This window comes from Skermanella stibiiresistens SB22 (assembly GCF_000576635.1).
Lineage (GTDB): Bacteria > Pseudomonadota > Alphaproteobacteria > Azospirillales > Azospirillaceae > Skermanella > Skermanella stibiiresistens.
Genome location: NZ_AVFL01000045.1, coordinates 1 through 13,184 on the forward strand (window position 1 = coordinate 1; position 13,184 = coordinate 13,184).

A 13,184-nucleotide genomic window follows, 5' to 3' on the forward strand; every position below is an offset into this window, starting at 1 on the left:
CAGGGCGACACATAGTGGCACTCGCGTGTTGACGTGGGGAAGCGGCGGCGGCATGGTGCCCGCGTTTCAGTAATTTGACGCGCCGTCGCGTCACGATCGCGCGGCACCTTTTCGCAGCCCGTCCAGAATCCGGTCTCCGCCGCCGAACCGCGGCGCCGATTCGGGATGGCAACCAACTTTAGAGCCAGGAACCCGTCACCATGCCGACGCCGTCCACCTCCACGACCCCCGCAAGCCCTGCCGGCGTCCCGCACGAGCAGTTGGCCAACGCGATTCGTGTACTCGCCATGGACGCGGTCGAGGCCGCCAAGTCCGGGCATCCGGGCATGCCGATGGGCATGGCCGACGTGGCGACGGTTCTGTTCGGCAAGTTCCTCAAGTTCGACCCCAAGGCGCCGCAGTGGCCCGACCGCGACCGTTTCGTGCTGTCGGCGGGCCATGGCTCGATGCTGCTCTACAGCCTGCTCCATCTCACCGGCTACGAGGAGATGACGATCGACGAGCTGAAGCGGTTCCGCCAGCTTCACAGCAAGACCCCCGGCCATCCGGAGGTCCTGCAGTCCGGCGGCATCGAGACGACGACCGGTCCGCTGGGTCAGGGCCTTTCCACCGCCGTCGGAATGGCCTTGGCAGAACGCATCCTGAACGCGCGCTTCGGCGACGATCTGGTCGACCACTACACCTATGTGATCGCCAGCGATGGCGACCTGATGGAGGGCATCAGCCACGAGGCGTCGTCCTTCGCCGGCCATCTTGGGCTGTCCAAGCTGATCGTGCTGTGGGACGACAACCAGATCTCGATCGACGGGCCGACCAGCCTCAGCTTCACCGACGACACGCTCAACCGCTTCCGCGCCTATGGCTGGGACGTGCGCGAGATCGACGGCCACAATCCGCAGCAGATCACCACGGCGATCGAATACGCCCGCACCACCGACGCGCCGTCGCTGATCGCCTGCAAGACCATCATCGGCTATGGCGCCCCGACCAAGGGCGGCACGCACCACTCCCACGGCTCGCCGCTGGGCGCCGACGAGATCAAGGCGGCGCGCGAGAAGCTGGCCTGGACCCACGAGCACTTCATCATCCCGGAGGACATCACCAGCGTGTGGCGCGGCTTCGGCCAGCGCGGCGTGGCGGAGCGGGAGAACTGGGAACAGCGGCTGGACGGCGCCGACGACAGCCTGCGCAAGAGCTTCCAGCACGCCGTCTCGGGCGAGTTGCCTGCCGATTTCGATAGCGTCATCAACGATTTCAAGGCCAAGGTCTCGGCGGAGAAGCCGAAGCTGGCGACCCGCGTCGCGTCCGGCAACGTGCTCGACGTGCTGGTGCCGGCGGTGCCCGAACTGATCGGCGGCTCGGCCGACTTGACGCCCAGCAACAACACGCGGGTCAAGAACACCGGGGCCGTCCAGCGCGGCGACTTCCATGGCCGCTACGTCCACTTCGGCGTGCGCGAGCATGGCATGGCCGCCGCCATGAACGGCATGGCGCTGCATGGCGGCATCATCCCCTACGGCGGCACGTTCCTGACCTTCAGCGACTACTGCCGCCCGTCGATCCGTCTGGCGGCCCTGATGAAGGCGCGCGTCGTCTTCATCATGACCCATGACAGCATCGGCCTCGGCGAGGACGGCCCGACCCACCAGCCGGTCGAGCATGTCCCAGCGCTGCGCACGATCCCCAACCTGCTGGTCTTCCGGCCGGCCGACGCGGTCGAGACGGCGGAGTGCTGGGCCATCGCGCTGAAGAGCGTCCACCGCCCATCGCTGATGGCACTGACCCGCCAGAACCTCGCGACACTGCGGACCGAGCACACCACCGAGAACCTGTCGGCCAAGGGTGGCTACATCCTGGCCCAGGCCGACGGCGAGCGGAAGGTCACCATCTTCGCCACCGGCTCCGAGGTCGAGATCGCCATGCAGGCGCGCGGGACCCTGCAAGCGGACGGTATCGGCACCGCCGTGGTCTCCATGCCGAGCATGGAGCTGTTCGAGGAGCAGGACGAGGCGTACCAGGACGAGGTGATCGGCGAGCACACCGTGCGGATCGCCGTCGAGGCTCAGATCCGCCAGGGCTGGGACCGCTACATCGGCCGCAAGGGCACCTTCGTCGGAATGAAAAGCTTTGGCGAATCAGCGCCATACCAGGATCTCTACAAGCATTTCGGCATTACCGCCGATGCCGTGGTGACGGCCGCCAAGGCCAGGTTGTAAACGGGCGCGATCAAGCCCGCGAACGTTTTGGGATTAGGAGGAATCGATGGCTGTTAAGGTTGCGATCAACGGGTTCGGGCGTATCGGCAGGCTGGTGCTTCGCGCGATTTACGAATCCGGCCGCACCGACGTGGAAGTCGTCGCGATCAACGACCTCGCGGACGTTCACACCAACGCGCACATGTTGAAATACGACAGCGTCCATGGCCGCTTCCCCGGCACCGTGGAAGCCCGTGACGGAGTCCTGGTGGTCAACGGCCACGAGATCAAGGTCGTGCAGGTCCGCGACCCGGCGCAGCTGCCCTGGGCCGACCTGGGTGTCGAGATCGCCCTGGAATGCTCGGGCATCTTCACCAAGCGCGACGACGCCGCCAAGCACCTGACGGCGGGTGCCAAGAAGGTCCTGATCTCCGCCCCGGCGACGGACGAGGACCTGACGGTCGTCTATGGCGTCAACCACGACAAGCTGACGGCCGAGCACAAGATCGTCTCGAACGCCTCGTGCACGACCAACTGCCTGGCTCCGGTCGCCTTCGTGCTGAACAACCTGGTCGGCATCGAAAAAGGCTTCATGACGACCATCCACAGCTACACCGGCGACCAGCGGATCGTCGACACGATGCACAAGGACCTGCATCGCGCCCGCGCCGCCGCGTTGAACATGATCCCGACCTCGACCGGCGCCGCCAAGGCCGTCGGCAAGGTTCTGCCGGAACTGAAGGGTAAGCTGGACGGTACCGCCATCCGCGTGCCGACCCCCAACGTCTCGGTCGTCGACTTCAAGTTCATCGCCAACCGGGCGACCAGCGTGGAGGAGATCAAGAAGGCGATCTCCGACGCCGCCAATGGTCCGTTGAAGGGCATCCTGGCCGCCTATGACGAGCCGCTGGTGTCGACCGACTTCAACCATGACCCGCACTCGTCCATCTTCGCGCTGGAGGAGGCCAAGGTCATCGACGGCAACTTCGTCCGCATCCTGACCTGGTACGACAACGAGTGGGGCTTCTCCAACCGGATGGCCGACACGGCGGTCGCCATGTCCAAGGCCGGCTGATAGGCCGACATACGGAAAGGGCGGGAGGGGCATCGGCCGATGCCCCTCCCGCCCCTTTTTTAACGCGCGCCGCGGTGTTAAAGCAGCTTGCCGATCAGGATGCCCGCCGCGAAGGCGACGACCACGCTGGACAGCGGGTTCTTCTCGATCTGGCCGCTGACATTCTCGACACCGCGCTGGGTCTGCCGGCGAACGTCGCGGTAGCCCCGCTCGGCGGCGTCCTCGACCTGCTGGCGGCCGGAATCGAAGCGTTCCGAAACCGCCTTGCCCGTCGTCTGCGCCGTGTCGCCGAACTGTTCCACGAACTGATCGAACCGTTCGGTAAGGGCCGAGATGGCGTCCTCGGCGGATTCCTGTGTGCGCGACCGGGTTTGCGAATAAGCCATGATGGCAACTCCCTCGTTTTTGTACGCGATTACCCCTACTCAACCCCAGGGGAGAGGGTGGGTTGCCTGATTAACTTTATTTAAGCCGATAAACCCGCCAGGGTGAATCGGGAAAGACCGACCCTCATACCACCTTGTATAAGAGAGTTTCCGCACACCGCCGAAGGCTCTCCCATGGACCGGATCACCACCATCGCCGCCTTCGTCCGCACGGTGGAACTGGGCAGCCAAGCGGCGGCGTCGGAGGATCTGGGGCTGTCCAGGGCGATGATCGGCCGCCATATCCAGCAGCTCGAGGACCGCCTGGGGGTCCGCCTGCTCAACCGCACGACCCGCAAGCAGAGCCTGACCGAGGCCGGGCTATCGTTCTTCGAGAAATGCGCCAGCATCCTGGAGCAGTTGAGCGAGGCGGAAAGGGTAGCCTCCGAGCTCCAGGCCGAGCCTCGCGGCACGCTCCGCGTCAACGGCCCCATGAGCTTCGGCAACACCCAGCTGGCGTCGGCGCTGGCCGCCTATTGCGAGAAGCACCCGCGCGTCCGGATCGAACTGGTGCTGAACGACCGCCAAGTCGATCTGGTGGAGGAAGGCTACGATGTCGCCGTCAGGATCGCGCGCCTGACCGACAGCAGCCTGATCGCCCGCCGCATCGCGCCAGTCCGCTTGGCGCTATGCGCCGCTCCCGCGTATCTCCGCCGTCACGGGATACCCAAGGTTCCCGCCGATCTGGCGAGGCACAACTGCCTGCTCTACAGCTACGCGGCACCGCCACTCGATTGGACGCTGATCGACCGCGCCGGCGTGGAGACGACGGTTCGGGTGGGCGGGACCCTGTCGGCGAACAATGGCGACGCCCTGGTCGCCGCGGCGGTGGGCGGCCTGGGGATCGTACGGCAGCCGACCTTCATCATCGGTGACGCGCTGCGGGACGGCAGGCTGGTGGAGATCCTGACGGAATACAGCCTCGCGCCGACCAGCGCCTACGCGGTCTATCCACACGCCCGCAACCTGTCGCCCAAGGTCCGCAGCTTCGTGGATTTCCTGGTCGAGCATTTCCGGGGCACGCCGCCGTGGGACATCGGGCTCGACTCGGTGGTGGAGCGGCAGCCCGATACCGGGTCAGCATCCCGTTAACCCTTCGCCTTTAAAATCTCCGGTTCGAGGGTTGAGGATATACGGCAACCGGAGATTAGACATGTCGAAGCGGACCATGGCGCTCATCCTCGCGGTGACGCTGGTTTCAGGGCTTGCGGGCCAAGCCGGCGCCCAGGACCTGTCGCTCACCATCCCACCGGGAGCGGAACCGGAGATCGTCTTCGACCATGACCGCGACGCCTGCGAGAAATTCGATGTGCCCGACGTGCCGACCCGCGCCTTCCGGATGGCGGACGAGACGATCCGCTTGATCGCCAGCCATTGGACCAACCGCGCCTTCTCGGGGCCCGACCTGGACCATCTCAGCCACCCCTGCGACATCGTGTACGAGGGCGGCAACAACGACGATCCCGCCGCCTTCGATGACCGAGGCTGGCTGGTCAGCACCTACACGCTGGACGGCGTGACGGTTCACGGCCTGGTCCACAACGAGTTCCAGGGCCATCGGCGCCCCGCCCTCTGCCCGACCGGCCGCTACATGGACTGCTGGTACAACACGGTGACCTACGTCGTCTCCAAGGACGGCGGCCGCAGCTTCAAGCCCCCCGCCACGGGAAGCCGGCTGGTCGCCGCCCTGCCCTATCGCTACGACCCGACCCGCGGCAAGCGGAGCGGGCTGTTCAACCCATCCAACATCATCCGGCGCGGCGACCACTTTTACACCATGATGACGGCGGCCCCGCAGGAGGCCCAAGCCGGTGGCGTCTGCCTGATGCGGACCGACCGGCTGGACGAACCGACATCGTGGCGGGCTTGGGATGGCCATGACTTCACCGTCCGCTTCGCCGACCCCTACCGCGATGGCGGTGGGGGCACCTGCGTCCCGCTGCCTGGACTGACCCGGCTGATGGCGAGCCTAAGCCTGCATCGCCCCTCCGGGCTGTATATCGGCCTGTTCACCCACCAGCAGCGCCCACCCGGCGGCTCGACGGTGGTCGATGGCGTCTTCTACGCGACCAGCCCCGATCTGGTGACCTGGTCGAAGCCGAGGCTGTTGTTCCCGACGCCGACGACGCTCGACAAGGGCTGTGACACGATGCCGGTGGTCTACCCCGCGCTGATCGATCCCGACTCGCCATCGCGGAACTTCGAGGACACCGACGACGATGCCCACATCTACATGACCCGCATCTCCATGGATGGCTGCAAGACCGGTTGGACCCGAAATCTCGTGCGACTCCGAGTCCACATTGAACGATGATCCGTCTGGGAAAAGACGACGGAGGACGATGTCGCCGTTAAGACAGTGTGAAGCTAGCCAATACTCCAGTAATTTATTCAATCTACATTCACGTTGACTCATTCTTTATGTAACCTAGTGTTTCAAATACACGGTATCATATTAATTTAATCGCAAACTAATTAAACAATACTGTCGCACCAGCATTCATAAAATTGCCTTCGTGTGAGTACGAATATAATTTGGAGGAACCTCCACCTAGGGTTCTTTCATGAAGTTCGCACCCGCGACGATCGTCGATCCGGCCCAAGCGTTCATCATCCGCTGGAAGTCCTCCGGCGCGGGAGAGCGCGCCAACTGCCAACTCTTCCTGTCCGAGTTGTGCGACCTGATCCAGGTTCCCCGGCCCAACCCTACCCGGGACGACGACCGGCACAATCTCTATGTCTTCGAGCGGACGGTGGCCTATCCCCGCGCCCACGGCGCCGTCAGTACCGGCAGGATCGATCTGTACAAGCGCGGCTGTTTCGTCCTGGAAGCCAAGCAGGGCAGCGACCAGAAGGCCCAGTGCCTCAAGAGCCGGCGCGGCATGGCGGTCCGGGGCAGCAACTACTGGGAGCGCAGCATGAGCGACGCCCGCCGCCAAGCCGTGACCTATGCCCGGGCGTTGCCCGATTGGGAAGGCTGGCCTCCCTTCGTGATCGTGGTCGATGTCGGGCACTCGATCGAGCTGTTCGCCGACTTCAGCCGCACCGGCGCAGGCCACGAGCACTTCCCCGACCCCGCCAGCTACCGCATCCTACTGGGCGATCTGGCCAACTCCGCGATCCGCCAGCGCCTCGCCAAGGTCTGGACGGCACCGTTCGACCTCGATCCGGCGCGCGCCCCGCCCGTGCCGCGCCTGGCGCGGGGCCGGGCTGGCAAGGTGGCGGCGCTGGCCTGAGTACGAGTACGGTGCTTACCGGGCGCTTTGAAACGTGTCGAAATGCAGCTTCGAGGCGAACACCACCGCCTGCGTCCGGCTGTACACCTTGAGCTTCTGGAGGATCGCGGAAACATGGGCCTTGACGGTCGTTTCCGCGATGTTCAGCTCGAACGCGATCTCCTTGTTCAGCTTGCCGGTCCCCAGCATCTCCAGCACGCGGAGTTGCTGGGCCGTCAACGTCGTGATCCGTCGCGCGATCTCGGCATCGTCGTCACGGCCGTTGCAGGCGGTCGTCTTCTCGTCCCGCGATATGTTGGGCGGGATGTAGACGTCACCCTTGATCACGGCGCGCAGCGCCTCCGCGATCTGGTCGCGCGGTGTCGATTTGGGGATGAAGCCAACGGCACCGTAGTCGATCGCCTGATGGACCAGCTTGGAATCCTCGTGCGCCGACACGATCACGACGGGGAGCGATGGAAACTGCGCCCGCAGCGTCAGCAACCCGCTGAAGCCATTGACCCCCGGCATCGACAGGTCGAGCAGCGCCAGATCGAAGTCGCCCTGGGAGCGGATCGCGTCGATCGCCTCCTCGAGATTCGACGCTTCGACGGGAAGACTGCCCTCCACCGAGAGGGAGAGCGCGGTTTTCAGGGCGTCTCGAAACAGCGGATGATCATCCGCGATCAGAACCTTGCACATGGCTGCTTTTTCGCGCTCGTTGTGGCGGCGTTTCCCGGTTGCCAAGTGTGCGTCGGGTTACGGCGCGATGCAAGATGGAACTCGTCTCAAAAGCAGCCATCCCAAACGAAACGGGGCCAGCGCGAGCCAGCCCCGTCCACTGTCACGGGAAAACCGATAACCATGGGATCCCCGAACCCGAGCACCGTGAGCCGGTCAGGCCTTCGGCAGCTTGAACACCCAGAGCATGCCGCCCTGGTTGATGTCCTTGACCTTCTTGGCGACCTCGCCACCCCACAGCGGGACCGCACCACCCCAGCCGGACACGATCGAGACGTACTGTTCGCCATCCATCTCCCAGGTGATCGGGCTGCCGACGATGCCGGACCCGGTGTTGAACTTCCACACCTCGGCGCCCGTCTTGGCGTCGAACGCCTTCAGGTAGCCTTCCGGGGTGCCGGTGAACACCAGGTTGCCGGCGGTGGTCAGCACGCCACCCCACAGTGGGGCCGGGTTCTTGTATTCCCACACGATCTTGCCGGTCTTCGGGTCGATCGCGCGCAGCGCTCCGATGTAGTCGTCGAACAGCGGCTTGATGGTGAAGCCAGCACCCAGATAGGCGGCACCCTTCTTGTAGGTGATCGCCTCGTTCCAGATGTCCATGCCCCACTCGTTGGCCGGGACGTAGAACAGGTCGGTGTCGGGGCTGTAGGCCATCGGCATCCAGTTCTTGCCGCCGAGGAAGCTGGGGGCGGCGAAGATCGGCTTGCCCTGGCCCGCCGCGGCACCGCCACCGTCCATCGGGTTCGGCGGGCGGTTGGCGTCGTTGTAGATCGGCCGGCCGGTCTTCAGGTCGAAGCCGGTGGCCCAGCTGGTCTGCGTCACGAACGGCGTGGCGCTCTGCAGCTTGCCATTGGTGCGGTCGATGACGAAGAAGTAGCCGTTGCGGTCAGCCTTGGCGCCGGCCTTGATGACCTTGCCGTCCTTCTTGAGGTCGAACGAGATGAACTCGTTGACGCCGTCGAAGTCCCAGCCGTCATGCGGCGTGGTCTGGAAGTGCCACTTGATCTCGCCGTTGTCCGGATTGATCGCCAGGGTCGACGACGTGTACAGGTTATCGCCGGGCCGCAGGTGCGAGTTCCAGGGCGCCGGGTTGCCGGTACCGAAGAAGATCGAGTTGGTCTCGGCGTCATAGGTGCCGCCCAGCCAGGTGGCCCCGCCGCCGGTCTGCCAGAGATCGCCCGTCCACGAGGCGTTCTTGGTCCCGGTCATGGTGCTTTCCTTGCCGTTGAGGGTACCCATGTTCCCCTCGACGGTCGGACGCGTCCAGACCAGCTCGCCCGTCTCGGCGTCGCGCGCCTCGACCGCGCCGACGACACCGAACTCGCCGCCGGAATTGCCGGTGATGATCTTGCCGTTGACGATGATCGGCGCCGCCGTCATCGAGTAGCCGGCTTGGTAATCGGCCACCTTCTTGTTCCAAACGACCTTGCCGGTGTCCTTGTTCAGGGCGACCAGGCGGGCGTCGAGCGTGCCGAAATAGACCTTGTCACCCAGGATGGCGGCGCCACGGTTGACCACGTCGCAGCACGGCATGATGCCTTCCGGCAGGCGGGCGTCGTATTGCCACTTCTTCTCGCCGGTCCGGGCGTCCAGCGCGAACAGGCGGGAATAGGAGCCGGTCACGTAGATCACGCCGTCATGGACCAGCGGCTGCGACTCCTGGCCGCGCTGCTTCTCGCCACCGAACGAGAAGGCCCAGACGGGAACCATCTTCTTGATCGTCTCGGTGTTGATCGTCTTGAGCGTGCTGTGGCGCTGGCCCTGGAGGCCCATGCCATAGGTCAGCACGTCGCCGGGCGTCTCGGCATCCTTTTGGATGTCCTGGTCGGTCGGGCCTGCCGCCCGCGCGGCGTCAGCCGAGAAGCTGACCGCCAAACCACCGGCGACGGCGCCGGCGACGGCGATGGACGTGAACATTCGCTTCATTAAGTCAGCCTCCCTTGAGAACACAGCCCTTGGCGCCGCAATCCGGTGTGGTTCTTCCAAATCTTCCCGGATGTGGCTGCCTATTTGTCCTTGTCTGGGAGATTACCCGCACGGCACAATCGAGCAATTGCCAAAAAGTACAATGAGCCAGGGCAGTATTATTTCAGACCAACGGAAATAATCCCGCGCTCCAGGGGAGGCGGGATCCGATGATTAAGCGGGTATTCAGTTCACACGTGGCAAGACAGACTGTTCTATCTTTGGATAGAGATGGGCAACCGACCGCGTGAACTCCTCCCGCAGGACACTGAGAACGGAAAAACGCTCCGGGATCTCGATGGCCATGACCTCGTTCATGTCGAGGCCAGCTTCCGCCGAGGCGCGGAGCGTGGCGTCGAGCCAGGTCAGGTAATCGCGGGTCTGGCCGATGGCGGCCTCGTCGGTCCGGATGGTGCCGTGGTTGGGCACCAGCACGGCGATGTCGAGGGCTTCCAATTCGTCCAGGGAGAGCAGCCAGCGGGCGATGTCGGCGTGCGGCGTCGTCGGTGCCCGATCCGAGAACACCAGACCACCCGCGAACAGCACCCCGGTGGTCTCGTCGAAAATCGCCAGATCGGCGGCGGTGTGCCCCGCCAGCGGCATCAGCCGCAACCGGTGCCCGCCCTGGACGACGGTGGCGCCCAGCACCGGCTCGGTCGGAGGTCCAGCGTCGGTGCCGCGCATCCAATCGCCCAACAGGCGGTACATGTTCTCGGTGACGGCGCGGCCGTCGCTCCTGATGCCGTCGATGGTGCCGGGCAGCGCCGCGATCGGCGCGTCGGCGAAGGCTTGCGAGCCCAGGAAGTAGTCGGGGTGCAGGTTGCTGACGAAGACCCTGGCGATCGGCCGCCTTGTGACCTTGCCGATCGCCGCCCGCATCTCCTCGCCATAGCGGCGGCTCGGTCCGCTCTGGACGACGATCACCCCGTCCCCGGTCGCGATGAAGCCGGAATTGAGGATGTTGCCACCGTTGGCACTGGTGAAGTGTTCGCGGGCCCCCTCGAACACATAGGTGTCGGCGGCGATCCGGCGCGGTTCCAACCCGTAGGACTTGTCACGCGCGCCAGCGGCGATCGGCCAGCCGATCGTCGGCAAGATCAGGCAGAGCAGCCCCAAAGCCTTGAAGCGCTTGACCGTCATCGTGTCGAGGTCTCCAGGGAGCTTTGGCGCCACGCCAGCGGCACCGAGGCCCGGATCTCCGTTCCGTTGTTGTCGCGCCCGGTGACCAGCAGCGCGCGCCCATCGGCTGGCGGGGTGACCTCGACGGTGAAGACGGGGTTTTCCGAAACCGGCTCGTGGCTGTCGATCCTCGCCAGCTCGCGCCCGTCGCCATCACGGACGACCAGCGTCTCGATGAAGAAGGCGGGAATGCCGGGAGCCAAGCCGGTATCCATCGGGTGGCGGACGCGCAACCGCAACCTCGTCGACTTGGATTGACCTTCCGCGCTGGCTTGGACGGCGGGCCAGGCGCGTGCCTGGACCTCGCCCAGGTGGCGTTCCCAGGTGGGGTCGCCATGGGCCAGGGCCGGCGAGGTGCAGCCACCGCCGGCGGCGTCGACGAAGACGCCACCGACATGCCAGACTCCATCCGGCGTCAGCGCCGCGGCGCGGATCGCCGTCGCCTGCTGGAGCTTGAGGCGCAGCGCGATGGTCGGACGGGCGGCGATCGGGCGATAATCCAAGATGCGCGGAATAGGATTCATGTCGGCGAACACCGCGATCCGCTCCACCGCGCCGAGCGCCGTCGCGTCGACGGCGACAGGAACGTTGAGCGCGTCCTCGGCGCTGGCCGGTGCCGTGACCTTGACGCGATCGTCGAACCGAAACGGCGCGTCACCGAGCACCAGGGCCCGCATGTCGTCCCACATCACCGAGCGGAACGGATCGGTCTCCGTCGCCCCCGCAGGATCGGCGGCGCCGATCATCACGGCCAGCATAGCCCCACAAAACCTCCGAACGCCAAACCTCGGCACGTCCAACCTCCCCATGATGGCGCCGCCTCGATACAGGGCGGCGCCCTTTTCATTCCACGGGCCGATTGTGGGTCAGGCCGTGGCGCGCGTAGATTTCCTTGACGGTACCACTTTCCAGCAATTCGGTCATGACATCCCCAACGCGATACGCGAGGTCGTGACCATCCTGTTTGACCGCCATCCCGATCGACCATTCCGACGGGTTGAGGTTCGGCGCCGGCATCGGTTTGATGGGAAACTTGTCGCCACCCGCCGAGCGGAGCGCTCCCTCCAACTCGCTGAGCGGCGCGAAGACCGCCGCCACCGCTCCGGCCCGCAGGCCGGCGACCGCCTGCCCGACCGTGGGATAGTGGACGACATTGGCCGCCAGCCGGCCGCCGAAGGCGCCGGACAGGTAGAAGTCGGGAACGGTATCCAGCTCGACGCCGACCTTCTCGGTCTGGAACACGGGAAAGCCCGCTGTGTCGGAGACGCGCGCGGGATCGCGGGCGATGGCATAGGTCTCCCTCTGGTACGCCCCGAAGATCACGACCAGATCGTTCCGCTGCGCGAAGGCTCGGTTGACCGGCACATGCATCATGACATCGGCAACGCCGCCGCCCAAGACCGAGCCTTTCCAGACCGCGTTCCGCAGGTCGTCGTCCATGTTCTCGTCGGCCGTCAGCTCCATGAACTCGACCCGCAACCCCATCTTGTCGGCGACCGCGGCGGCCAAGTCGACGTCCGTGCCCTTCAGGGTGCCGCCATCGCGGTGGGAATAGGGCGCGAAGTCACGGTACACGGCGACCCGAAGGACGCCTCGGGACATGACGGTGTCGAGCGACGCCGCGGCGGCCGGTGCCAGGACCGGCATCAGCAGGGCGGCCGCCACGAACAGGCGGCCGAGGACGGTGCCGATCATCCGCGAACTCACTGCTCGGCGACCGTTTCGAGCCAGGCGCGGATCGTCCACAAGGCTTCCTGTCCGAGGGCGTCGTCGAACTTCGGCATATAGGTGATGCCGTTGCGGATGGCGCCGTTGCGGACGCGCTCCTTGAACCATTCGTCGCCGGCGTCGCCCGGCTCCAGGAAGCGAAGGTCCGGCGCGATGCCGCCGGAGACGGCCCCCAGACCATGGCAGCGGGCGCAATTCTGATTGAACGCCGATTTGCCGATCTCGATCGCCCGCTCGTTGCCGCGGTAGGGGTTGCTCTCCCGCCATTCCACGCCCAGCGGATCCAGTCCCGTCGTGTCGACCGCCTGCGGGGTGACGTCGCCATGGGCGAAAGCGCCGGTCGGGATGGCGCCGGTCGAGATGGCGACGATCCCACCGAGCAGGAGGGCGGCGGCCAGCCGGACAAACCGAGCGTTCATTATAAGGTCCTTTCGCAAACAGCGGTGATCGCTTCGTTGCGGTGGATCATATCCACGAGCCGGCGCGAACCTAATTGGACTATGGTAGCAGCCGCACCGCTTCAAAATTACGCAAGTATTGATGCCATAAGGTTTTTCCGCCGAAGTACTGGCGCCGGGCGGCATGGTTCCAAAGTCTAATGCGCCGCGGCGGAGGGATGCCGATACCTTGGCCGCGACCTTGAGGTCTGGGGAGATGG

Annotated in this window: 12 protein-coding genes; 5 read left to right on the forward strand and 7 right to left on the reverse strand. The window is 65.3% G+C overall.

The window, feature by feature from the left end:
- Positions 1 to 200 precede the first annotated feature (200 nt).
- Complete coding sequence (gene tkt, locus N825_RS32185) at positions 201 to 2,216, forward strand: transketolase (RefSeq protein ID WP_051513819.1); 2,016 nt, start codon at positions 201 to 203, stop codon at positions 2,214 to 2,216.
- A gap of 46 nt (positions 2,217 to 2,262) precedes the next feature.
- Complete coding sequence (gene gap / locus N825_RS32190) at positions 2,263 to 3,270, forward strand: type I glyceraldehyde-3-phosphate dehydrogenase (protein ID WP_037460821.1); 1,008 nt, start codon at positions 2,263 to 2,265, stop codon at positions 3,268 to 3,270.
- Between the two features lie 77 nt (positions 3,271 to 3,347).
- Here the strand turns inward: gap and N825_RS32195 are convergent, their stop codons facing one another.
- Positions 3,348 to 3,656 carry an ElaB/YgaM/YqjD family protein gene (locus N825_RS32195; protein WP_037460823.1) on the reverse strand — a complete coding sequence of 103 codons (309 nt, stop codon included), beginning with the start codon at positions 3,654 to 3,656 and terminating at the stop codon, positions 3,348 to 3,350.
- A gap of 174 nt (positions 3,657 to 3,830) precedes the next feature.
- Here N825_RS32195 and N825_RS32200 point away from each other — a divergent pair, with 174 nt between their 5' ends.
- The 3 genes from N825_RS32200 (at position 3,831) to N825_RS32210 (ending at position 6,931) form a co-directional block, all read left to right on the forward strand.
- Positions 3,831 to 4,787, forward strand: a complete 957-nt coding sequence (locus N825_RS32200) for a LysR family transcriptional regulator (RefSeq protein ID WP_037460826.1) — start codon at positions 3,831 to 3,833, stop codon at positions 4,785 to 4,787.
- A gap of 61 nt (positions 4,788 to 4,848) precedes the next feature.
- Positions 4,849 to 6,009 carry a hypothetical protein gene (locus N825_RS32205; protein ID WP_037460827.1) on the forward strand — a complete coding sequence of 387 codons (1,161 nt, stop codon included), beginning with the start codon at positions 4,849 to 4,851 and terminating at the stop codon, positions 6,007 to 6,009.
- A gap of 250 nt (positions 6,010 to 6,259) precedes the next feature.
- Complete coding sequence (locus N825_RS32210) at positions 6,260 to 6,931, forward strand: type IIL restriction-modification enzyme MmeI (protein WP_037460828.1); 672 nt, start codon at positions 6,260 to 6,262, stop codon at positions 6,929 to 6,931.
- A 15-nt stretch (positions 6,932 to 6,946) separates the two neighbouring features.
- Here N825_RS32210 and N825_RS32215 read toward each other — a convergent pair whose 3' ends face one another.
- From N825_RS32215 to pedF, 6 genes are all read right to left on the reverse strand, one after another.
- Positions 6,947 to 7,612 (reverse strand): response regulator, encoded by a 666-nt coding sequence (locus N825_RS32215; protein ID WP_037460866.1) that lies wholly within the window; start codon positions 7,610 to 7,612, stop codon positions 6,947 to 6,949.
- Positions 7,613 to 7,807: 195 nt separating this feature from the next.
- The gene (locus N825_RS32220; protein ID WP_157619687.1) at positions 7,808 to 9,580 is read right to left on the reverse strand and encodes a PQQ-dependent methanol/ethanol family dehydrogenase; all 1,773 of its coding nucleotides are present in this window, start codon (positions 9,578 to 9,580) and stop codon (positions 7,808 to 7,810) included.
- Between the two features lie 225 nt (positions 9,581 to 9,805).
- Positions 9,806 to 10,759: a quinoprotein relay system zinc metallohydrolase 1 gene (locus N825_RS32225; protein WP_037460830.1), complete on the reverse strand. Its 954-nt coding sequence runs from the start codon at positions 10,757 to 10,759 to the stop codon at positions 9,806 to 9,808.
- A complete protein-coding gene (locus tag N825_RS32230) occupies positions 10,756 to 11,556 on the reverse strand; it encodes a quinoprotein dehydrogenase-associated SoxYZ-like carrier (protein WP_037460831.1) in 801 nt (266 codons plus the stop codon). Before N825_RS32230 ends, N825_RS32225 begins: the two co-directional genes overlap by 4 nt.
- Positions 11,557 to 11,641: 85 nt before the next feature.
- A complete protein-coding gene (locus N825_RS32235; protein WP_037460834.1) occupies positions 11,642 to 12,493 on the reverse strand; it encodes a substrate-binding periplasmic protein in 852 nt (283 codons plus the stop codon).
- Positions 12,494 to 12,501: 8 nt separating this feature from the next.
- Positions 12,502 to 12,945 (reverse strand): cytochrome c-550 PedF, encoded by a 444-nt coding sequence (gene pedF, locus N825_RS32240; RefSeq protein ID WP_084165262.1) that lies wholly within the window; start codon positions 12,943 to 12,945, stop codon positions 12,502 to 12,504.
- Between the last annotated feature and the right edge of the window lie 239 nt (positions 12,946 to 13,184).